Source organism: Erwinia rhapontici, assembly GCF_020683125.1.
Lineage (GTDB): Bacteria > Pseudomonadota > Gammaproteobacteria > Enterobacterales > Enterobacteriaceae > Erwinia > Erwinia rhapontici.
In genome coordinates, this window is record NZ_CP085627.1 from 4,158,569 (window position 1) to 4,179,263 (window position 20,695).

At 54.6% G+C, this 20,695-nt stretch carries 19 protein-coding genes; 8 read left to right on the forward strand and 11 right to left on the reverse strand.

From position 1 onward, the window contains the following. Nucleotides 1-115: 115 nt before the first annotated feature. From LJN55_RS19185 to pdhR, 8 genes are all read right to left on the reverse strand, one after another. The gene (locus LJN55_RS19185) at nt 116-652 is read right to left on the reverse strand and encodes a biotin transporter BioY (protein WP_133842257.1); all 537 of its coding nucleotides are present in this window, start codon (nt 650-652) and stop codon (nt 116-118) included. Then, entirely contained in the window at nt 652-1,296 is a 645-nt protein-coding gene (locus tag LJN55_RS19190; protein WP_133842258.1) for an energy-coupling factor transporter transmembrane component T family protein, read from the reverse strand. The genes LJN55_RS19185 and LJN55_RS19190 overlap by 1 nt, the downstream gene beginning before the upstream one ends. Beyond that, nucleotides 1,293-1,967, reverse strand: coding sequence for an energy-coupling factor ABC transporter ATP-binding protein (locus tag LJN55_RS19195; RefSeq protein ID WP_133842259.1), 675 nt, complete (start codon nt 1,965-1,967; stop codon nt 1,293-1,295). Before LJN55_RS19195 ends, LJN55_RS19190 begins: the two co-directional genes overlap by 4 nt. A 13-nt stretch (nt 1,968-1,980) precedes the next feature. Then, the gene (locus LJN55_RS19200) at nt 1,981-2,685 is read right to left on the reverse strand and encodes an SDR family NAD(P)-dependent oxidoreductase (RefSeq protein WP_159336897.1); all 705 of its coding nucleotides are present in this window, start codon (nt 2,683-2,685) and stop codon (nt 1,981-1,983) included. Between the two features lie 131 nt (nt 2,686-2,816). Then, on the reverse strand, nt 2,817-4,244 hold the full coding sequence (gene lpdA, locus LJN55_RS19205; protein ID WP_133842715.1) for a dihydrolipoyl dehydrogenase: 1,428 nt from the start codon (nt 4,242-4,244) through the stop codon (nt 2,817-2,819). Between the two features lie 300 nt (nt 4,245-4,544). Beyond that, nucleotides 4,545-6,146: a pyruvate dehydrogenase complex dihydrolipoyllysine-residue acetyltransferase gene (gene aceF / locus LJN55_RS19210; protein ID WP_227535060.1), complete on the reverse strand. Its 1,602-nt coding sequence runs from the start codon at nt 6,144-6,146 to the stop codon at nt 4,545-4,547. A 14-nt stretch (nt 6,147-6,160) separates the two neighbouring features. Then, complete coding sequence (aceE, locus tag LJN55_RS19215; RefSeq protein ID WP_159336895.1) at nt 6,161-8,824, reverse strand: pyruvate dehydrogenase (acetyl-transferring), homodimeric type; 2,664 nt, start codon at nt 8,822-8,824, stop codon at nt 6,161-6,163. A gap of 135 nt (nt 8,825-8,959) precedes the next feature. After that, on the reverse strand, nt 8,960-9,724 hold the full coding sequence (gene pdhR, locus LJN55_RS19220) for a pyruvate dehydrogenase complex transcriptional repressor PdhR (protein ID WP_133842270.1): 765 nt from the start codon (nt 9,722-9,724) through the stop codon (nt 8,960-8,962). A 499-nt stretch (nt 9,725-10,223) separates the two neighbouring features. Here pdhR and aroP (LJN55_RS19225) point away from each other — a divergent pair, with 499 nt between their 5' ends. From aroP (LJN55_RS19225) to LJN55_RS19240, 4 genes are all read left to right on the forward strand, one after another. Then, a complete protein-coding gene (gene aroP, locus LJN55_RS19225) occupies nt 10,224-11,579 on the forward strand; it encodes an aromatic amino acid transporter AroP (RefSeq protein WP_133842271.1) in 1,356 nt (451 codons plus the stop codon). Nucleotides 11,580-11,914: 335 nt separating this feature from the next. Further along, the gene (gene aroP / locus LJN55_RS19230; RefSeq protein ID WP_133842272.1) at nt 11,915-13,270 is read left to right on the forward strand and encodes an aromatic amino acid transporter AroP; all 1,356 of its coding nucleotides are present in this window, start codon (nt 11,915-11,917) and stop codon (nt 13,268-13,270) included. Nucleotides 13,271-13,440: 170 nt separating this feature from the next. Beyond that, nucleotides 13,441-14,856, forward strand: coding sequence for a glycoside-pentoside-hexuronide (GPH):cation symporter (locus LJN55_RS19235; protein WP_159336894.1), 1,416 nt, complete (start codon nt 13,441-13,443; stop codon nt 14,854-14,856). Then, complete coding sequence (locus LJN55_RS19240) at nt 14,853-15,827, forward strand: glycoside hydrolase family 43 protein (protein WP_200641629.1); 975 nt, start codon at nt 14,853-14,855, stop codon at nt 15,825-15,827. Before LJN55_RS19235 ends, LJN55_RS19240 begins: the two co-directional genes overlap by 4 nt. Here the strand turns inward: LJN55_RS19240 and ampE are convergent. Together ampE and ampD are read right to left on the reverse strand one after the other, a co-directional pair. Beyond that, entirely contained in the window at nt 15,798-16,652 is an 855-nt protein-coding gene (ampE, locus tag LJN55_RS19245; protein WP_133842275.1) for a beta-lactamase regulator AmpE, read from the reverse strand. The two genes, LJN55_RS19240 and ampE, sit on opposite strands and share 30 nt — an antisense overlap. A 3-nt stretch (nt 16,653-16,655) precedes the next feature. Continuing rightward, a complete protein-coding gene (ampD, locus tag LJN55_RS19250) occupies nt 16,656-17,225 on the reverse strand; it encodes a 1,6-anhydro-N-acetylmuramyl-L-alanine amidase AmpD (protein WP_227535062.1) in 570 nt (189 codons plus the stop codon). Between the two features lie 261 nt (nt 17,226-17,486). Between ampD and LJN55_RS19255 the strand changes: the two genes are divergently transcribed. From LJN55_RS19255 to LJN55_RS19265, 3 genes are all read left to right on the forward strand, one after another. Further along, on the forward strand, nt 17,487-18,044 hold the full coding sequence (locus LJN55_RS19255; RefSeq protein WP_133842277.1) for a fasciclin domain-containing protein: 558 nt from the start codon (nt 17,487-17,489) through the stop codon (nt 18,042-18,044). Between the two features lie 126 nt (nt 18,045-18,170). After that, complete coding sequence (locus LJN55_RS19260; RefSeq protein WP_133842278.1) at nt 18,171-18,716, forward strand: RNA polymerase sigma factor; 546 nt, start codon at nt 18,171-18,173, stop codon at nt 18,714-18,716. Next, nucleotides 18,713-19,372 carry an anti-sigma factor gene (locus LJN55_RS19265; RefSeq protein ID WP_167863369.1) on the forward strand — a complete coding sequence of 220 codons (660 nt, stop codon included), beginning with the start codon at nt 18,713-18,715 and terminating at the stop codon, nt 19,370-19,372. Before LJN55_RS19260 ends, LJN55_RS19265 begins: the two co-directional genes overlap by 4 nt. On the opposite strand, the gene LJN55_RS19270 is transcribed toward LJN55_RS19265, so the two are convergent. Continuing rightward, complete coding sequence (locus tag LJN55_RS19270) at nt 19,359-20,270, reverse strand: LysR substrate-binding domain-containing protein (RefSeq protein WP_133842280.1); 912 nt, start codon at nt 20,268-20,270, stop codon at nt 19,359-19,361. The genes LJN55_RS19265 and LJN55_RS19270 overlap by 14 nt on opposite strands. Before the next feature lie 104 nt (nt 20,271-20,374). On the opposite strand from LJN55_RS19270, the gene LJN55_RS19275 reads away from it, so the two are divergent. Continuing rightward, nucleotides 20,375-20,695: a carboxymuconolactone decarboxylase family protein gene (locus LJN55_RS19275; protein ID WP_227535064.1), complete on the forward strand. Its 321-nt coding sequence runs from the start codon at nt 20,375-20,377 to the stop codon at nt 20,693-20,695.

The following is a 20,695-nucleotide window of genomic DNA, read 5'->3' on the forward strand; positions in this document are numbered from 1 at the left end:
CGTCAGATAAGCCCCCACGCAGATTCCCGTAAGGGGTCGGGCATGCCTGCCCCGTTTACAATGTCAGATAAGCCCCCACGCAGATCCCCGTAGGGGTCGGGCATGCCCGACCCGTTTACAACGTCGGATAAGCCCGGCGCACCGCGCGAATGATCAGCACCGCCAGCACCACTTTGACAATATCGCCCGGCAGGAAGCCCAGTGAACCCAGCGCCGCCTGCTTTAAAGATAACCCGGCCACTGCCGCAATCCACGGAATACCTGCCGAGTAGATCAGTACTACCCCGCCCAACACCAGGAACAGCACCTCTTTAACCAGCGTCAGTGAACGCAGGTTACGCTGATACAGGAAGCCAATCAGTAATGCTGCCAGCGGCCATGCCAGAATAAAGCCACCGCTTGGACCGAGGAAAATCCCTAAACCACCGCGACCGCCCGCCAACAGCGGCAGGCCAATCGCCACCAGCACCACAAACAGCACCAGTGCCAGCGCACCGCGCTTCGCCCCGGCAATGGCACCGGCCAGCATCGGGCCTAAAGTCTGAGCGGTGATCGGCACAGCAATCACCGGCAGACTGAACGCCGGAAACAGACCCAGCGCGGCAGTGATGGCGGCAAACAGCGCAATATAAACAATATCTCGGGTGGACATTAAGATCCTCTCACTTTCTCAGCATCGGTGCGCTCACGGCGCAGTTGGGGGTCATAAGCGCGGGCTTCAAGCGCCGCCGCAATATCATCAGCCATTTTCAGGGTACGAACGATCACCGGAATGGCAATGGCGATCAGGCTGCGATCCAGCCCACGCGCTTTTTGCGCCTCCCGCACTTCAGCAACAATCGCTGCCAGTACCGGAATAAAACGCATCGCCAGCGACAGCGCCAGGCTGACCTTCGCCGGATTAATACGTACATAACGCAGCCAGAACAGGCCTTTCTCCAGGGCGTCAATCATCTCAGTGGTGCGCGTGGTGAGCGTCACCAGCGCCGCCATCAGCATCAGCGCCGCCAGCCGTGCAATCACCAGCACGCCGGACTGCCAATTGACCATCCACCACTGCACGGCAAACAACAGCACCAGTACCCACAGCAGCGGTTTAAGCTGCAACAGCATAATGCGGGGTGAGATACGCGCCAGTGGATAGAGCAATCCTACCAGCAGAAGAGCCACCAGCGAGGTTTCCAGCCGGGGGAACACAAACAGCAGCGTGCCCAGTAACGCCAGCGAAAGGATCTTCAGGCCGGGGGGCAGCCGGTGGATCATCGAATTTCCCGGGATGTAATCGCTTAATATCATGACATCATCCTGACGTACTCTTTCAGTGCCACTGCGGGCACATCATCAATCACCACCTGCCCGCGCTCAAACACCAGCACGCGATCGAAATCCTGTAAAAATTCCAAATCGTGAGACACCACGATCGCTGTCTGATCGAGATCGGCAATCGCCTGCGCAATACGCCGTTTATTACGCAGATCGAGTAACGTGGTTGGCTCATCAAAGACGATATATTCCGGCTCCATGACCAGCACGCCAGAGATAGCCAGCAGTTGCTTTTGCCCGCCGCTTAACAGATGAGCCGGATGCTGACGCAGATCCTGCATATCGTAACGTGCCAGCGCCGCATCGGTGCGTTCGCGGATCACCTGCTTTGACAGCCCAAGGTTTTTCATGCCGAAAGCGAGATCTTCTTCAACCACCGGAAAGACAATCTGGTTGTCCGGATTCTGAAACACGAAGCCGACTTTACGCCGTACCGCTTTCCCCTGCTGACGGGTGTTCAAGCCATCAACCAGCACCTCGCCCTGTTGCGGCAGCAGCAGGCCGTTCAGCAGACGGGCAAAGGTACTTTTGCCGCACCCGTTGCTGCCGACAATACCAATGCGCTTTTCTGCGAGTTGCAGAGTGATGTTATCGAGGACCTTACGCTCACCATAAGCATGCGATACCCCTTTCAGTTCCAGCATAACGTCTCCTGGGTCAGACGGGTTTACGTGGACGATACTGCCGCCCGATGGTGAGTTGCTCCACAACCGCAGCCGGAGACAACGACATCACGAAATCAACCGCGCGGCACAGATCGTCGGTACTCAGCATCTCATCGGCTGCCAGACCGGAACCCTGCGCCATATCGGTATCCACCACATCGGGGCACAGCGTGGTGACTTTAATCCCCTGAGCTCCCAGTTCACGTGCAATGGATCGGCTGTATCCGACCAGCGCATGTTTGCTGGCGGCATAGCTGGCCACGCTGCCATAAGGCTGCACACCGCTCACCGAGGCGAGATTAAAGATGCGCCCCTCAGGCGATTTCGACAGCCAGGGAACACACAGCTGGCAAAGATGATGGATAGCAGTGACGTTAGTCGCCAGCATAGCGCTGAAATCATCCAGCGCGGTCTGCGTTGATCCGCCACGGAAGATCCCCGCCGCGTTGATCAGCACATCAAGCTGTGCGTGCACGCTCAGTGCCTGCTGCACCTGTTGTGCCACCGCCGGATAATCGCAAACATCCAGTGCCAGCGTCTGCACGCGTGCAGAGCCGAGAGTGTTTGCTAAGGCGTTCAGCGCCTGCGCATTCCGTGCAATGAGTATCAGGTGATAGCCCGCAGCATGGAGATGGCGGGCAAGATGGTGACCGATACCACGTGAGGCACCGGTGATCAGGGCAACTTTATTCGACACAACGAGCCTTTTGACCGGTCAGAAATTGCCAGCAAAGATACGCGATTTTGCGGCGCCCTGCGCGGTTTTTTACGGAAAGACAGAAAGCAAAACGGCCCCCGCAGGAGCCGTTTTTTAAACACGAAGGCGAGTTATTTCTTTTTCGCTTTCGGGTTTGGCAGGTCGGTAATGCTACCTTCGAAGATTTCCGCCGCCAGACCCACCGATTCGTGCAGGGTTGGGTGAGCGTGGATGGTCAGAGCCAGATCTTCAGCATCACAACCCATCTCGATAGCCAGACCGATTTCACCCAGCAGCTCGCCGCCGTTGGTGCCAACAATCGCACCACCGATCACGCGGTGAGTGGTTTTGTCGAAGATCAGTTTGGTCATGCCGTCTGCACAGTCGGAAGCGATAGCACGGCCTGATGCTGCCCACGGGAAGGTGGACGTTTCATAGCTGATGCCTTTCTCTTTCGCTTCTTTCTCGGTCAGACCGACCCAGGCAACTTCTGGCTCAGTGTAAGCGATCGATGGGATCACTTTCGGGTCGAAGTAGTGCTTCAGACCAGAGATCACTTCTGCCGCTACGTGGCCTTCATGCACACCTTTGTGTGCCAGCATTGGCTGACCCACGATATCGCCGATAGCGAAAATGTGTGGCACGTTGGTACGCAGCTGCTTGTCGACACGGATAAATCCGCGCTCGTCCACTTCCACGCCCGCTTTGCCAGCATCCAGGCCTTTACCGTTAGGTACACGGCCAATGGCTACCAGAACCGCGTCGTAACGCTGTGGTTCTGACGGCGCTTTTTTACCTTCCATCGTTACATAGATGCCATCTTCTTTGGCTTCAACCGCAGTAACTTTGGTTTCCAGCATCAGGTTGAACTGCTTGCTGATGCGTTTGGTGAAGACTTTCACCACGTCTTTATCAGCCGCCGGGATCACCTGGTCAAACATCTCGACCACGTCGATCTGAGAACCCAGCGCGTGATACACGGTACCCATTTCCAGACCGATGATGCCGCCGCCCATAACCAGCAGACGCTCAGGCACTTCTTTCAGTTCCAGCGCATCAGTGGAGTCCCACACGCGTGGATCTTCATGGGGAATAAAGGGCAGTTCAATCGGACGGGAACCCGCCGCGATGATGGCATTGTCAAAAGTGATAACGGTTTTAGAACCGTCTTCAGCGGTGACTTCCAGCGTGTTAGCACCGGTGAATTTACCCAGACCGTTGACCACATTCACTTTGCGGCCTTTCGCCATGCCCGCCAGACCACCGGTCAGTTGGGTGATGACTTTTTCTTTCCAGGTACGAATCTTGTTGATGTCGGTTTGCGGCTTGCCGAACACGATACCGTGCTCTTCCAGCGCTTTGGCTTCTTCAATCACCTTCGCCACGTGCAGCAGGGCTTTAGAAGGGATACAGCCGACATTCAGACAAACACCACCGAGGGTGCTGTAACGCTCAACGATCACGGTCTCCAGACCTAAATCCGCTGCACGGAAGGCTGCAGAGTAGCCTGCAGGACCTGCCCCAAGTACCACGACCTGAGTTTTAATTTCTGTACTCATCATGACCTCTTATTTGATTGTCCGGCGGGTCAGAGCAGATACCCGTCATACTTGAATCTGCATCTGTGTTGGCTACGCTCGCTCACCCGAATCACTGACTTATGTAAGCTCATCGGGATTCCCTCGCTTGCCGCCTTGATGCAGCTCCAATTATTTTGGGTATATATTTCAACGCCCTTCATCCACCGGGACGCGTTCACCGCAAGAGTTTACAGAATTGTTAATAAACTGCAAAGCGCGGTGCCACGAATCACTACAACAACTTACCAGAAGGCCGGCTTACGCCGGCCTTCTTCAGGATTACATCACCAGGCGGCGAATGTCGGCCAGTGCGTTGTTAATGATGGTGATGAAACGCGCACCATCAGCACCGTCAATAACACGGTGGTCGAAGGAGAGTGACATCGGCATCATCAGACGCGGCGTGAACTCTTTACCATTCCAGACCGGCTCAATCGCAGACTTGGACACACCGAGGATAGCCACTTCCGGCGCGTTAACGATAGGCGCGAAGTGGGTCGTCCCGATACCACCGAGGCTGGAGATGGTGAAGCAACCGCCCTGCATTTCGCCCGCAGTCAGTTTGCCATCACGTGCTTTTTTGGAGATAGCCATCAGTTCGCGAGACAGCTCAGTGATGCCTTTCTTGTTCACATCTTTGAACACTGGAACCACCAGACCGTTTGGCGTATCAACCGCCACACCGATGTTGATGTATTTCTTCAGCGTCAGTTTCTGTGCGTCTTCAGACAGCGAGCTGTTGAAGCGTGGCATCTGCTCAAGCGCAGCCGCGACCGCTTTCATGATGAACACCACCGGGGTGAACTTCACATCCAGCTTACGCTTCTCAGCTTCGGTGTTCTGCTGTTTGCGGAACGCTTCCAGCTCAGTGATGTCGGTTTTGTCGAAGTGAGTCACGTGTGGGATCATCACCCAGTTACGGCTCAGGTTCGCACCAGAGATTTTCTGGATACGGCCCAGTTCAACTTCTTCGATCTCACCAAACTTGCTGAAGTCCACTTTCGGCCACGGCAGCATGCCAGGCAGACCGCCGCCAGCAGCAGCAGGTGCTTCAGCGCGTTTTACCGCATCTTTCACATAGCTCTGCACGTCTTCTTTCAGAATACGGCCTTTACGTCCGGTGCCTTTGACTTTCGCCAGGTTTACACCGAATTCACGTGCCAGACGGCGGATAACCGGAGTCGCATGGACGTAAGCATCGTTTTCTGCGAATTCTGACTTCGCCTCCGCTTTCGCAGGCGCAGCAGCCGGAGCGGCTTTCTCTTCCTGTTTAGCCGGAGCAGGTGCAGCGGAAGCGGTGGTCTCGGCAGGAGCGGCGGCTGGCGCAGCGCCTTCCACTTCGAAGACCATTACCAGAGAGCCGGTGCTGACTTTGTCGCCAGCGCTGATTTTGATCTCTTTAACCGTACCCGCGAATGGTGCAGGCACTTCCATTGAGGCTTTGTCGCCTTCAACGGTGAGGATCGACTGTTCAGCTTCAACTTTGTCGCCCACTTTCACCATGATCTCAGTGACTTCAACTTCGTCGCCGCCGATATCCGGTACGTTAACCTCTTTTGCTGCGCTGGCCGCAGGGGCCGCTGCAGGTGCGGCTGCTGGAGCCGCTTCTTCTTTCTTCTCTTCGGCTGCTGCCGGTGCTGCTGCACCGCCTGCCGCTTCGAAAATCATGATCAGTTTGCCGGTTTCGACTTTATCGCCGGTAGCGACTTTGATCTCTTTAACCACACCAGCCTGTGGGGACGGCACTTCCATTGAGGCTTTATCGCCTTCAACGACCAGCAGTGACTGCTCAACTTCTACAGTGTCGCCCACTTTGACCAGAATCTCGGTGACTTCAACTTCGTCTGCACCGATGTCCGGGACATTAATTTCGATAGCCATTACTCTATTACCTCTTATGCCAGACGTGGGTTGACTTTATCAGCGTCGATATCGAACTTAGCGATAGCGTCTGCCACCACTTGTTTGTCGATTTCGCCACGTTTAGCCAGTTCACCCAGGGCTGCAACCACCACGTAAGATGCGTCCACTTCGAAGTGGTGACGCAGATTCTCACGGCTGTCTGAACGACCGAAGCCGTCAGTACCCAGTACGCGATAATCGCTGGCAGGGATATAGCTGCGAACCTGCTCGGCGAACAGTTTCATGTAGTCAGTCGATGCCACAGCAGGTGCATCGTTCATCACCTGAGCGATGTACGGCACGCGGGCTTCTTCTGTTGGATGCAGCATGTTCCAACGCTCACAGTCCTGACCATCACGGGCCAGTTCGGTGAAGGAAGTCACGCTGTAGATGTCAGAACCGACACCGTAATCTTTCGCCAGGATCTCTGCCGCGTCACGCACGTGGCGCAGGATAGAACCTGAACCCAGCAGCTGAACTTTACCTTTGCTACCTTCTTTGCTGTCCAGTTTGTAGATACCTTTACGGATACCTTCTTCTGCACCGGCCGGCATTGCTGGCATGTGGTAGTTTTCGTTCAGTGTGGTGATGTAGTAGTAAATATTTTCCTGAGCATCGCCGTACATACGCACCAGACCGTCATGCATGATGACCGCGACTTCGTAAGCGTATGCTGGATCGTAAGAGATACAGTTCGGGATAGTCAGAGACTGAATGTGGCTGTGACCATCTTCGTGCTGCAGACCTTCACCGTTCAGGGTGGTACGACCGGAAGTCCCGCCGACCAGGAAGCCACGAGCCTGCTGATCACCTGCTGCCCAGCACAGGTCGCCGATACGCTGGAAACCGAACATGGAGTAGTAGATGTAGAACGGGATCATTGGCAGGTTATTGGTGCTGTAAGACGTTGCCGCCGCCAGCCACGATGCGCCTGCGCCCAGTTCGTTGATACCTTCCTGCAGGATCTGACCTTTCTCGTCTTCTTTATAGTAAGCAACCTGCTCACGGTCCTGCGGGGTGTACTGCTGGCCATTCGGGCTATAAATACCGATTTGACGGAACAGACCTTCCATACCGAAGGTGCGCGCTTCATCGGCAATGATTGGCACCAGGCGATCTTTGATCGACGGGTTCTTCAGCATCACGTTCAGGGCACGTACGAAGGCGATCGTGGTTGAGATCTCTTTGTTCTGCTCATCCAGCAGCTGACGGAAATCTTCCAGTACAGGCATGGACAGCTTCTCGCTGAAGTTCGGCTCACGGGTTGGCAGGTAGCCGCCCAGTTTTTCACGCTGACCATGCAGGTAGTTGTATTCGTCAGACCCTTTATCAAAGGTCACGTACGGCAGTTTTTCGATGGCTTCATCGCTGACCGGCACGTTGAAACGATCACGGATATAGCGTACGCCATCCATGTTCATTTTCTTCACCTGGTGCGCAATGTTTTTGCCTTCGGCAGTCTCACCCATACCATAACCTTTAATGGTATGTGCCAGAATCACCACAGGTTTACCTTTGGTATCCTGCGCTTTTTTCAGTGCAGCGAAGACTTTCTTCGGATCGTGACCACCACGGTTCAGAGACCAGATCTCGTCGTCGGTCAGATCTTTCACCAGCTCAGCCGTTTCCGGATATTTACCGAAGAAGTGCTCACGAACGTAGGCACCGTTACGGGATTTGAAGGTCTGATAGTCACCGTCAACGGTTTCGTTCATCAGTTGGATCAGTTTACCGCTGGTATCTTTACGCAGCAGCTCATCCCAACGACCGCCCCAGATCACTTTAATCACTTCCCAGCCAGCACCACCGAAGATACCGTCCAGTTCGTTGATGATCTTGCCATTACCCGTCACCGGGCCATCAAGGCGCTGCAGGTTACAGTTGATGATGAAGACCAGGTTATCCAGTTTTTCACGGGTCGCGATAGTGATCGCCCCTTTGGATTCCGGCTCATCCATCTCACCGTCGCCCAGGAAGGCGTAAACGGTCTGCTGAGAGGTATCTTTCAGGCCACGGTGTTCCAGATATTTCAGGAATTTAGCCTGATAGATCGCACCCAGTGGGCCCAGGCCCATAGAAACGGTCGGGAACTGCCAGAAGTTAGGCATCAGTTTAGGGTGCGGGTAAGAGGACAGGCCTTTACCGTCAACTTCCTGACGGAAGTTGTTCATCTGGTCTTCGGTCAGACGACCTTCCAGGAAGGCACGCGCGTAAACGCCCGGAGAAATGTGGCCCTGGAAGTAAACCAGATCGCCGCCGTCTTTTTCAGTGCGCGCACGGAAGAAGTGGTTGAAACACACTTCATACACGGTGGCAGAAGACTGGAAGGAAGACATATGGCCGCCCAGATCCAAATCTTTCTTGGAAGCACGCAGAACGGTCATGATGGCGTTCCAGCGAATAGCGGAACGGATACGACGCTCTAAAGACGTGTTGCCCGGGTATTCCGGCTCATCTTCAACAGCAATAGAGTTAATGTAGTTATTGGCTCCCGCGCCGGCAGCCACTTTAACGCCACCTTTGCGTGCACCGCTCAATACCTGGTCAATCAGATACTGTGCGCGCTCAACACCTTCTTCACGGATGACCGATTCGATCGCTTCTAACCAGTCGCGAGTTTCGATCGGATCCACGTCATTATTTAAACGTTCTGACATGGGGGGTATTCCTTATCTGTGTCTAATTACGTTGAATTGTCTGGAGCCTGTCTCTTTGTGCTCTGTGGGCAAAACACAAAGAGACAGGCCCGTCGTTTATACCTTTATAGGTACGTGCCGCGTTATATTTACGCGTTAATCCTTACGTTGCTGTAAACGTCGCAAGGAGCGCTCTCTACGACTTTGCTCCCGACTTCTGTCCAGCAATACTTCCTCGATAAACGCCAAGTGGCGGTGTGAAGCCTCGCGTGCCTGCTCTGGCTCACGTGCCACAATCGCCTCAAAAATACTGGCGCGGTGGCTACTTACTTTCTCCAGCATCTCACGACGCGTGTAGAGCATTTCGAAGTTCTGTCTGACGTTCTGTTCCAGCATCGGACCCATGCTACGAAGCAAATGCAGTAACACCACATTATGCGCCGCTTCTGTTACAGCGATCTGATACTGCATCACCGCTCCCGCTTCTGCGTCGAGATCGCCATTTTGCTGGGCGGTCTGAATATGCAGATGGCAGTCGCGGATGCGTTCCAGATCGTCGTCAGTGCCGCGCAATGCGGCGTAATAGGCAGCAATCCCTTCCAGTGCATGACGTGTTTCGAGCAGGTCGAACTGGGATTCAGGATGGCCGGCAAGTAATTCTACGAGCGGGTCGCTCAGGCTTTTCCACAAATTGGTTTGGACGAAGGTACCACCGCCCTGACGGCGTAATAGCAGGCCCTTAGCTTCCAGACGCTGAATAGCTTCGCGCAGGGAGGGACGGGAGACATCGAACTGCACGGCCAGCTCTCGCTCAGGCAGCAGTTTTTCTCCGGGACGCAGTGTCCCTTCCATAATCAGGGACTCAAGCTGCTGCTCAATAGCATCAGAGAGCTTAGGTTGGCGGATCTTGCTGTAGGCCATCATCCCTTCTTTTCGATTTGCCAGAGTAAATTGGTAATACCAATTGCAAAAAGGTGCCCGTAAAGTAACAAAGTATTCACCTGATGTCCATATGGCAACTGCCCGAAACCAGACCGCCGTCTCCTTCTCTGTCAGGGCACAGGCACGCCGTTGACACGCGAATTTACCTGACGACAAATGTTAAATTTCGTCACTTTTTCGAAAGCAGGCAGCAGCTTAGTGGATAGAATACGATACCCATACCTTCGCAGATAAGGCGTTATTACCCTTTTCTGCATCTTGTTATTTACCTTATCGCACCCGGTGCGATCGGTGGTTTTTTATCCAACCCAGCACACATAATGAGAAAGAAAGTGCAAAGTACCGCTCCTAACATTATTCTCTGCGCCATACCAGACTCATACGCATTTTCGTACTGACATAAGTGTAAATATATCAGTACGTTATTGGTTTTTTAGCCGATGCAGTCATACACAGAAAGCGCATTACGAGGATTATTATGGAGCAACAACCGGGAGAGACGCTGCAGCGCGGATTAAAAAACCGCCATATTCAGCTGATCGCATTAGGCGGGGCCGTGGGCACAGGACTGTTTCTGGGCAGTGCATCGGTGATCAAATCCGCCGGTCCGGCAGTCATTCTGGGCTATGCCATTGCCGGGTTTATCGCCTTCCTGATTATGCGTCAGCTGGGTGAGATGGTTGTCGAGGAGCCAGTTGCCGGCAGTTTCAGTCACTTCGCCCACAAATACTGGGGCGCTTTTGCGGGCCTGGCCTCCGGCTGGAACAACTGGATGCTCTACGTGCTGGTGGCGATGGCTGAACTGACCGCCGTGGGCAAATATATCCAGTTCTGGTATCCGGACATTCCGACCTGGATGACAGCGGCGGTGTTCTTCGTGATCATCAATGCGATCAACCTGACCAATGTGAAGGTGTTTGGCGAACTGGAGTTCTGGTTTGCCATTATTAAGGTTATCGCCGTTGTCGCGATGATTGCCTTTGGCGGCTGGCTACTGTTCAGCGGCACCGGCGGCCCACAGGCAAGCATCAGTAACTTGTGGAGCCAGGGTGGCTTTATGCCGCACGGCATGGGCGGGCTGGTGATGATGATGGCCATCATCATGTTCTCCTTTGGCGGGCTGGAAATGATCGGCCTGACCGCCGCAGAAGCAGAGAACCCGGAAAAAAGCATCCCGACGGCAATCAATCAGGTGATCTGGCGCATCCTGATTTTCTATGTCGGTTCACTCACCGTGCTGCTGTCGCTGATGCCATGGACGAGTGTGACAGCAAATACCAGCCCGTTTGTACTGATTTTCCACGAGCTGGGTGATGCTCTGGTGGCTAACGCACTGAATGTGGTGATCCTGACCGCGGCACTGTCGGTCTATAACAGCTGCGTTTACTGCAACAGCCGCATGTTGTTTGGCCTGGCGCAGCAGGGTAATGCACCAAAAGCCCTGCTAAAAGTTGATTCACGAGGTGTGCCGGTCGCCGCTATCCTGATGTCTGCCACTGCCACCGCCTTCGGCGTGCTGCTCAACTATTTGATGCCCGCTTCTGCTTTCGAGCTGCTGATGGCGCTGGTGGTTTCCACGCTGGTGATCAACTGGGCCATGATCAGCCTTTCCCACCTGCGGTTCCGCAAACGCCTCGTCGAGCAGGGGGTTCAGCCTCGCTTTAAGGCCCTGTTTTATCCGTTTGGCAACTGGCTGTGCCTGGTCTTTATGGCTGGGGTGCTGGTTATTATGGCAATGACGCCGGGTATGGCTATTTCGGTGTGGTTGATCCCGGTATGGATTGGCATCCTGGCTATCGGCTACCAGGTTAAGCGCCGCACTTCGCGCACCTGATCTCCCTCTCCTTTATCCACGTTCCGGCAGCCTACGGCCGGAACGTTCTTCAGCCCCACTCGTAACGCCCCGTCATAAGACAATGTTATTCGTCATTTTCGATAATTTATGACAAAACAAATACAGCGATAAATGAGACGCCGCGCTGCTTTTTTAGTCGTTCCTGCGCATGTTTATCAGAAAGCGAGTGCAAACCTCTGCACATAGCACTATTCTCATCCTGAGGCTACGCCTTGAATTATATTTACTTACACAGTGCCGTAAAGTTTTTAATACACCTGGATAACAGGGCCAGCCGTAGACATAAAAAATAATAAAACATCATGAGGTCATACATGGAACATCAGCAGGGCGAAACGCTGAAACGTGGCTTGAAAAACCGCCATATTCAGCTGATCGCATTAGGCGGTGCCGTTGGTACCGGTCTGTTTCTGGGCAGCGCATCGGTCATCCAATCCGCAGGACCAGGCGTCATACTGGGTTATGCTATTGCCGGATTTATTGCCTTCCTGATCATGCGCCAACTGGGCGAGATGGTGGTAGAAGAGCCGGTAGCCGGAAGCTTCAGCCACTTTGCTTATAAATACTGGGGCAACTTTGCCGGTTTCGCCTCTGGCTGGAACTACTGGGTACTGTATGTGCTGGTGGCGATGGCAGAGCTGACAGCCGTAGGCAAATATATTCAGTTCTGGTATCCGGATATTCCTACCTGGATGTCGGCAGCGGTGTTCTTTGTGCTCATCAACGCCATCAACCTGACCAACGTGAAAGTGTTTGGTGAGATGGAGTTCTGGTTCGCGATTATTAAAGTCGTTGCCGTGGTGGCTATGATCCTGTTCGGTTGCTGGCTGCTGTTCAGCGGCACGGGTGGCCCACAGGCCAGCGTGCGTAACCTTTGGGAACAGGGCGGCTTCCTGCCCAATGGCTTTAGCGGGCTGATCATGATGATGGCGATTATCATGTTCTCCTTCGGGGGTCTTGAACTGGTCGGCATTACCGCTGCGGAAGCGGATAACCCGGAAACCAGCATTCCAAAAGCCACCAATCAGGTGATTTACCGCATTCTGATTTTCTACATTGGTTCCCTGGCGGTCCTGCTGTCGCTGATGCCATGGACCCGCGTGACGTCTGATACCAGCCCGTTCGTTCTGATTTTCCACGAGCTGGGTGATGCGCTGGTGGCGAATGCCCTTAACGTGGTGATCCTGACGGCTGCGCTGTCGGTATACAACAGCTGCGTTTACTGTAACAGCCGTATGTTGTTTGGCCTGGCGCAGCAGGGTAATGCCCCTAAAGCGCTGTTAAAAGTCGACAGCCGCGGCGTGCCGGTGATCTCTATCCTGTTCTCCGCGATTGCGACGGCATTGTGCGTACTGCTCAACTATCTGATGCCGGGTGAGGCGTTTGGTCTGCTGATGGCGCTGGTGGTCTCAGCTCTGGTGATCAACTGGGCGATGATCAGCCTCGCGCATATGAAGTTCCGCCGTAAGAAAGATCAGCAGGGTGTCACCACCCGCTTCCCGGCGCTGCTTTATCCGTTGGGTAACTGGATTTGTCTGCTGTTCCTCGCGGGAATTCTGGTACTGATGGCAATGACCCCAGGCATGGCGATCTCTGTCTGGCTGATCCCGGTATGGGTACTGATCCTCGCCGTGGGTTACTGGATTAAAAACCGCACACAGCGCGCGTAATCATCACGTCTGCTATTGATTCGGCCAGCACTAGCTGGCCGAATTGTTATCTGCTTCACACTTTCCCCTCTCCAGGCGTTTTGTCCATCTCTGCGACGTTTTGCACCTGCGCACCGCATCCGATAAGCGTGAATACTCTCAAGCACTAAAGACACGCGGGAGAATTATCCATGAAGGGCTCAAAACTCTCAGTCAGAGAGAAAATTGGTTACGGAATGGGCGATGCCGGATGCAATATGATCGGCGGCGCCATCATGCTCTTTCTTAACTATTTTTATACGGATGTCTTCGGACTGGCGCCTGCATTGGTGGGCGTTCTCCTGTTATCTGTCAGGGTGCTGGATGCAGTCACGGACCCGATTATGGGTGCGATTGCCGACCGGACTCAGAGTCGCTGGGGTCGTTTCCGCCCCTGGTTACTGTGGGTCTCCGTACCCTATGTGCTGTTCAGTGTGCTGATGTTCACCACGCCAGACTGGAGCTATAACAGCAAAGTCATATGGGCGTTTGCGACCTACTTCCTGATGTCGCTGACCTATACCGCGATCAATATCCCCTACTGTTCCCTGGGTGGCGTGATCACCAACGATCCCGGCGAACGCGTCTCCTGCCAGTCGTACCGGTTTGTGATGGTCGGGATTGCCACGCTGATCCTGTCACTGACGCTGCTGCCGCTGGCAGAGTGGTTTGGCGGTGACAACAAGGCGCGCGGCTACCAGATGGCTATGGGTGTGATGGCGCTGGTGGCACTGCTGATGTTCCTGTTCAGCTTTGCCACGGTACGCGAGCGTATTCGTCCGGCAGTGCCCAGCAATGACGACCTGAAAGCTGACCTGCGCGACGTGTGGAAGAACGATCAGTGGGTACGCATATTGCTGCTGACCTTCTGCAACGTCTGCCCTGGCTTTATTCGTATGGCTGCCACCATGTATTACGTCACCTGGGTGATGCAGCAATCGACTCACTTCGCCACGCTGTTTATCAGCCTTGGCGTGGTAGGCATGATGATCGGCAGTACGCTGGCGAAGATCCTGACCGACCGCTGGTGCAAGCTGAAAGTGTTCTTCTGGACCAACATCGTGCTGGCAGCATTCTCCGGTGGCTTTTACTTCCTTGACCCGCAGGCAACGATGCTGGTGCTGGTGATGTACTTCCTGCTGAACATCCTGCATCAAATCCCGTCACCACTGCACTGGTCGTTGATGGCCGACGTTGATGACTACGGTGAGTGGAAAACCGGTAAACGCATTACCGGTATCAGCTTCTCCGGCAACCTGTTCTTCCTAAAAGTCGGGCTGGCGGTGGCTGGTGCCATGGTCGGTTTCCTGCTCTCCTGGTACGGTTACAATGCTGGCGCGAAACAACAAAGCCCCGCTGCGCTGAACGGTATCGTGCTGCTGTTTACCGTTATCCCAGCGGTGGGATACCTGATTACGGCTGGCGTGGTACGCCTGCTGAAAGTGGACCGCACGCTGATGCTGCAAATCCAGAGCGACCTTGAGCAGCGCCGTACAAACTATCAGGAGCTGAATGACTATCATGAGCACAAAGAACTGAAAACCAAACCACAAGGAGCCGCACGATGAGCCACTGGCCTAACCCGTTAATTGAACAGCGCGCCGATCCCTTTATTCTGCGCCATCAGGGGAGCTACTATTTTATCGCGTCGGTACCGGAGTACGACAGGCTGGAGATCCGCCGCGCCGCTACCCTGGCAGAACTGGCACAGGCCGATGCCGTCGTCGTCTGGCGCAAACCTGAGCAGGGCCCCATGAGCGCCCTGATTTGGGCACCGGAACTGCATCTGATTGACGGCCAGTGGGTGATCTATTTTGCGGCAGCGCCATCACAGGAGATTAAACAAGGTCTGTTCCAGCACCGCATGTTTGCCCTCACCTGCGATGATATCGATCCACTGAAAGGAGAATGGGTCGAACGCGGTCAGATCCTGACCCCCATCGACAGCTTCGCGCTGGATGCCACACACTTCGTCCATCAGGGGAAAAACTGGTATCTGTGGGCGCAGAAAGATCCGGCCATCCCCGGTAATTCCAACCTCTACCTGGCAGAGTTGGCTACCCCCTGGCAGATAAAAGGCGAGCCGGTGATGCTCAGCCGCCCGCAGTATGAATGGGAGTGTGCAGGATTTAGCGTCAATGAAGGCCCGGCGGCAATACATCATGGCAGGCGCCTGTTTGTCAGCTACTCGGCCAGCGCCACCGATGAGAATTACTGTATGGGGTTGTTGTGGATTGATGTCGATGCGGATCCGCTACAGCCAGAAAACTGGCATAAATCTGCTGCGCCCGTATTTACCACCGACTGGGAGAACCATCAATATGGTCCGGGCCACAACAGCTTTACGGTCGGGGAGAATGGCGAAGACGTCTTGGTGTATCACGCACGCAATTACACCGAAATTGAAGGTGACCCGCTATACGACCCTAACCGCCATACCCGGGTGAAAACATTCAGCTGGAGTGCCGATGGCCTGCCGCAGTTCGGCACACCACCCGCAGACAGCGTGTTACACCAGCGTGCCGTAAATAGTCAGTAACGCCACCACCACCACGAGGACCAGTGACACTTTTTTCGCCAGCATCACTGCCACACGCGGGGTCTCCACCTTATCCAGGTGGGGATCGCGCGCCAGTGAGAACTGGGCCAGACGTGTCAGCACCTGATACTGCGGTGTGTGGCGATCGCCCAGAGACGCAAACCACGCGGGTAATGCACGCTCACCGTGCCCCAGCAAGGCATAAGCTACGCCCACCAACCGTACCGGGATCCAGTCAACCCAGTGCAGAATGGCATCAACACCGGACTGCGCGCGCGCCAGCGGATTCTGCTGCCGCGCCAGCCAGCTCTGCCAGGCACGCAGGAACGCATAGCCCACCAGCAGCACCGGCCCCCAAGGCCCCCCCACCACGAACCAGAATAGCGGTGCCAGATAGAAACGGTAGTTAATCCACAGCAGCGCATTTTGCAGTTCAGACAAAAACTCACGTTCGCTACACTCGCCGGGTACGCCGTGGATCAACGTCAATTCCTCAATCATGGCGTTATGAGCATCAGTGTCGTTATGGCTGGCCGCCTTCAGATAAGCGTGATAGTGCAGACGCACCGACCCGGCGCCAATACAGAGCAGACCGATCAGTATCCAGAACAGCAGCTTAGGCACTCCAAAAAACAGCCCTTTTAGCGCCAGTAAGCACAGAGCGACGATAGCCATGATCATCACAACCATCAACAGCGTACGCACCAGAGAAAAACGCTGACGAGCGCGGAACAGTGGCACCAGATGATGATCCAGTTGCCAGTGTTCACCCATTTTAAATAATCGTTCCCATCCGAGAACCAGCAACAGGCTGAATAACGTCATGCCTTAACTCCCATTGAGTGTGGTCAGGGTGTTATGCCCAAGGTCGGCGCGAAAACGCGCCCAGTCGAAAGAGGGTCCAGGGTCCGTCTTACGTTCAGGTGCAATATCGCTGTGCCCGGTGATGTGCTGCGCCATCATCGGGTAGTGTTCAATTAACAGCTGCGTCACGGCCTGCAACGCCTGATATTGCGCATCGGTATAGGGCAGCGTATCCGTGCCTTCCAGCTCGATACCTACGGAGAAATCATTACAGACTTCACGCCCCTGATAGCGAGAAACCCCGGCGTGCCATGCCCGCAGATGAAAAGGCACATACTGCACGATCTCGCCGTCGCGGCGGATCAGACAGTGCGCAGACACCTGTAAATGACAGATATCAGCGAAATAGGGATGAATGCCAGGATCAAGCTGACCGGTAAACAGCGCATCGATCCAGGGGCCACCAAACTCACCGGGCGGCAAACTGATATTGTGCACCACCAGCAGTGAAGGTGCTTCATCGTCAGGTCGCTGATTAACATGCGGCGACGGAACATGCCGCACGCCAGCGATCCACCCATCTCGCAACTGCATACCGATCTCCTGTGTTCAGACTCTCGCAGATTAACATGGTTTTTTTCAGCTTAATCAAACTTATCTGTCGGCCTTTTTACTGTGGCAAAAAATATTTTCATCTTTTTGCATCCGATTTCCACTCTCAACCGTAGATAGATATAACCAGCATAATTGGAGTTACAGCAGGCCAGCATCCGATGATGCTCATGCCGTTGCCGCTTCAAACATGACGGGACTATGTAAGGCAAAAATGCCTTCTCTTACCCAAAGGAATTCATCATGAAAACGTTCATCCGTACCGCTCTGTGTCTCTCAGTGTTGTTCAGTGCCGCATCAATGGCTGAGATGTCCAAGAATACCGTGATGGTGGGTGGGGCCGCTATGCTCCCTTCCCATAATATCGTTGAGAATGCCCTGAACTCGAAAGATCACACCACGCTGGTCGCTGCTGTAAAAGCGGCAGGCCTCGCGGATACACTGCAAGGCCCTGGCCCCTTCACCGTCTTCGCCCCCACCAATGCCGCTTTCGCCAAGCTGCCCGCTGGCACGGTGGATAACCTGCTGAAGCCGGAAAACAAAGCAACGCTGACCAGCGTGCTGACCTACCATGTGGTGGCCGGAAAGTATGATATGAAGACGCTGGTGAAAAAAATCAAACAAGGCAACGGCAGCACTGAGCTGAAAACCGTGAATGGCGCCCCGTTGTGGCTGATGATGAATGGCCCACACAATATTCAGGTAAAAGATGATAAAGGCAATGTTGCCAATATCAGCACCTATGACGTGCAACAAAAAAATGGCGTGATTGATGTAATTGATACGGTACTGATGCCTTAATCCATCGTGTGCCAACACCAAGGGAAAAATTAAATATACCCGCTGATGTAAAAATAAAGGGTATATAATTGGTGCAGCAGGTTTTTTTCATACTCCTTCTGCACCTCTTTTTTTTCAGGACGTTTCATGACGGACGACGTAACAGATAGCCAGATTTTGTTAATGAAGGCCATTGCGGCCGGCGATAAACGGGCTTTTGAAGCGACCTACCACCGTTATTCACCCTACCTTTTTGCCATCGCATTGCGGATGTTACGCCGACGCGACTGGGCAGAAGAGGTTCTGCACGACAGTTTCCTTACTGTCTGGCAGCGTGCTGGCAGCTTCGACCCGGCGCTCAGTGCCCCCAAGACCTGGCTCACCAATATTGTGCGCAATCGCGCTATTGATTATCTGCGCCTGCAGGACAACCGCGTTGAAGAACTGGAAGAGGATGACACCCTTTTCGATGTTGACCGTTCACCAGCAGAGTTACCTTCAGGCTCGGAGTCGCGCAGGCTGGCAGACTGTATGACGCAGTTGACGTCTGAACAGCGGCAAAGCATCACGCTGGCGTATTACCAGGGGCTGTCGCACAGTGAAATTGCCCTGCACCTGGAGCAGCCTGCCGGAACCATTAAAAGCTGGATCCGCCGTGCATTAACTCAACTAAAAGAGTGTGTGGGCATATGAAAAGCAGACGCGATTTTGACTCAGCACTGGCCGCAGAATATGCCCTTGGCACCCTGCGTGGTGCAGCACGCCAGCGTTTTTCCCGTCGCCTGACGCAGGAACCTGAGCTGGCGGCAGAAGTCAGCCGTTGGCAGAATTCACTCTCTGAACTGGATCAGCGGGTTACGCCTGTTATCCCGCCGGAAGCGGTGTGGCAACGCATCGCCCGTGGGCTTCCTGCCGATAAAATGCGTAAGAGCAGTGTGCGCTGGCCATGGCTCGGCTGGGCGCTGGCCGCCTCGTTTGCCGGGGCATTGCTGTATAACCAGTTTACTGTGCCTCCGGCACCGCAGACCGTGGCGGTCCTTAACGGTGACAGCCAGCAAGGATCCTGGGTGGTCAGCCTCAGCCCGGATAAAACGCAGCTCACAGTCCAGGCCATCAATGCCTCTGCCGTGCAGTCCGATCGCAGCTTGCAGCTGTGGCTGATCCCGCCAGGGGAAAAACCGCAATCGCTTGGGCTGATTGATCATTCAGCTCTTCAGCAGGTGGCCGTGAAGGAAATTCAGCTGGCCAGCCTGCCAACGCTTGCTATCAGTCTTGAACCGCGCGGTGGCTCCCCAACCGGGCAGCCGACCGGCCCCGTACTGTACAGCGGTAAAGTTATCCCGCTGTAGCGAGGCTGGCCTGCGGCAACACCGGGGCCAGCTGCGCAAGCAGTATTTCGCGTAAACGAGCGGCGGCAGGAGGTAAAATCTCCTGCCCCAGATGCAGCACCAGGCCTAAATCGGCCACTTGCGGCAACAGCGGATGCTGCAGTCGCTGTAGTCCGACTGGCAGGCCAAACCCGCTACGTAGCGTCACGCCCAACCCGGCGGCAGCGGCGGCCCAGATGCCACTCAGACTCCGGCTGGTAAATGCCACCCGCCACGGAATTGCAGCATGGTCCAGTGCATCAATAGCACGGGTCCGCATCACACAAGGTGCATCAAACAGCAGCAGCGGTAAAACATCACCTTGTTCCATCCATTGCGTAAACGGCGACTCATCACATCCTATCCAGCACAGCGGTGCAGCGGGTAGTGGCTGCATAAAACGTGAGGTTTCCTCACCCTGCCAGCACAGTGCCAGATCCAGCTCTCCCTGACGAATCCCCTGAAGTAGTTCGCTGTTACGCCCGATGCGCGCGGAGATCTGTATCAGAGGGTGTGCCCGGGAAAACTGCCCCAGCAGCGCTGGCAGCAACGTCTCGCCAAAATCTTCCTGTAACCCAATGCGCACGTTGCCAGCAATATCCCGCCCGGACAATGCGCTAAACGCTTCATCATTGAGCGCCAGCAGGCGCCGCCCGTAAGCCATCAGTAACTCTCCATCATCGGTGAGCATCAGGCGTCGCCCGCTTTTCTGCAACAGGAGTAACCCCGTTTGCTGTTCCAGTTTTTTAAGCTGTGCGCTGACGGCAGATGTCGAGCGGTTCAGGCGATCGGCCGCCTGCGCAAAACTTCCCAGTTCAATACCGAGAACAAACGTGCGTAACGCATCCAGATCGAAAGTCATACGTTTAAACGGTTGCATTAATCATCCTGTTTTTCGGGATTATTGATACCAATCTATGCGATTTTATAAACTATTTTCGCGTTCTATGCTGCTGACTTCTTCCTCACTACAGGAACAGCAACATGACCACCCCTCTTGACCGTCACAGCCTGGCCAGCGTCGCGCCCACGCTGGCAGCGATAACTGAGCAGACACTGTTCGGCACGATCTGGCAGAGACCCGAACTGAGTAAGCGCGAGCGCAGCCTGATCACGGTGGCGGCGTTAATCGCCCTCGGCCGAGACCAGCAGTTACCCTGGCACCTGGATTTTGCCCGGCAACATGGCCTGAGTAACGCCGAACTGGCCGAAGTGATGACGCACCTGGCGTTCTACTGCGGCTGGCCCGCTGCCGTCTCAGCCCTCGGCCATTTACCCCAGCCCGGTCATCAACCTCAGGAGTAA

Excerpts from the sequence above, each read along its gene's own strand:
- LJN55_RS19265 (WP_167863369.1), top strand. The coding sequence starts at position 18,713 with ATGAAAAGCAGACGCGATTTTGACTCAGCACTGGCCGCAGAATATGCC.
- aroP (WP_133842272.1), top strand. The coding sequence starts at position 11,915 with ATGGAACATCAGCAGGGCGAAACGCTGAAACGTGGCTTGAAAAACCGC.
- LJN55_RS19235 (WP_159336894.1), top strand. The coding sequence starts at position 13,441 with ATGAAGGGCTCAAAACTCTCAGTCAGAGAGAAAATTGGTTACGGAATG.
- ampD (WP_227535062.1), bottom strand. The coding sequence starts at position 17,225 with ATGCAGTTGCGAGATGGGTGGATCGCTGGCGTGCGGCATGTTCCGTCG.
- aceF (WP_227535060.1), bottom strand. The coding sequence starts at position 6,146 with ATGGCTATCGAAATTAATGTCCCGGACATCGGTGCAGACGAAGTTGAA.
- ampE (WP_133842275.1), bottom strand. The coding sequence starts at position 16,652 with ATGACGTTATTCAGCCTGTTGCTGGTTCTCGGATGGGAACGATTATTT.
- aroP (WP_133842271.1), top strand. The coding sequence starts at position 10,224 with ATGGAGCAACAACCGGGAGAGACGCTGCAGCGCGGATTAAAAAACCGC.
- LJN55_RS19260 (WP_133842278.1), top strand. The coding sequence starts at position 18,171 with ATGACGGACGACGTAACAGATAGCCAGATTTTGTTAATGAAGGCCATT.
- lpdA (WP_133842715.1), bottom strand. The coding sequence starts at position 4,244 with ATGAGTACAGAAATTAAAACTCAGGTCGTGGTACTTGGGGCAGGTCCT.
- pdhR (WP_133842270.1), bottom strand. The coding sequence starts at position 9,724 with ATGGCCTACAGCAAGATCCGCCAACCTAAGCTCTCTGATGCTATTGAG.
- LJN55_RS19275 (WP_227535064.1), top strand. The coding sequence starts at position 20,375 with ATGACCACCCCTCTTGACCGTCACAGCCTGGCCAGCGTCGCGCCCACG.
- LJN55_RS19190 (WP_133842258.1), bottom strand. The coding sequence starts at position 1,296 with ATGATATTAAGCGATTACATCCCGGGAAATTCGATGATCCACCGGCTG.
- LJN55_RS19240 (WP_200641629.1), top strand. The coding sequence starts at position 14,853 with ATGAGCCACTGGCCTAACCCGTTAATTGAACAGCGCGCCGATCCCTTT.
- LJN55_RS19185 (WP_133842257.1), bottom strand. The coding sequence starts at position 652 with ATGTCCACCCGAGATATTGTTTATATTGCGCTGTTTGCCGCCATCACT.
- LJN55_RS19195 (WP_133842259.1), bottom strand. The coding sequence starts at position 1,967 with ATGCTGGAACTGAAAGGGGTATCGCATGCTTATGGTGAGCGTAAGGTC.
- aceE (WP_159336895.1), bottom strand. The coding sequence starts at position 8,824 with ATGTCAGAACGTTTAAATAATGACGTGGATCCGATCGAAACTCGCGAC.
- LJN55_RS19270 (WP_133842280.1), bottom strand. The coding sequence starts at position 20,270 with ATGCAACCGTTTAAACGTATGACTTTCGATCTGGATGCGTTACGCACG.
- LJN55_RS19255 (WP_133842277.1), top strand. The coding sequence starts at position 17,487 with ATGAAAACGTTCATCCGTACCGCTCTGTGTCTCTCAGTGTTGTTCAGT.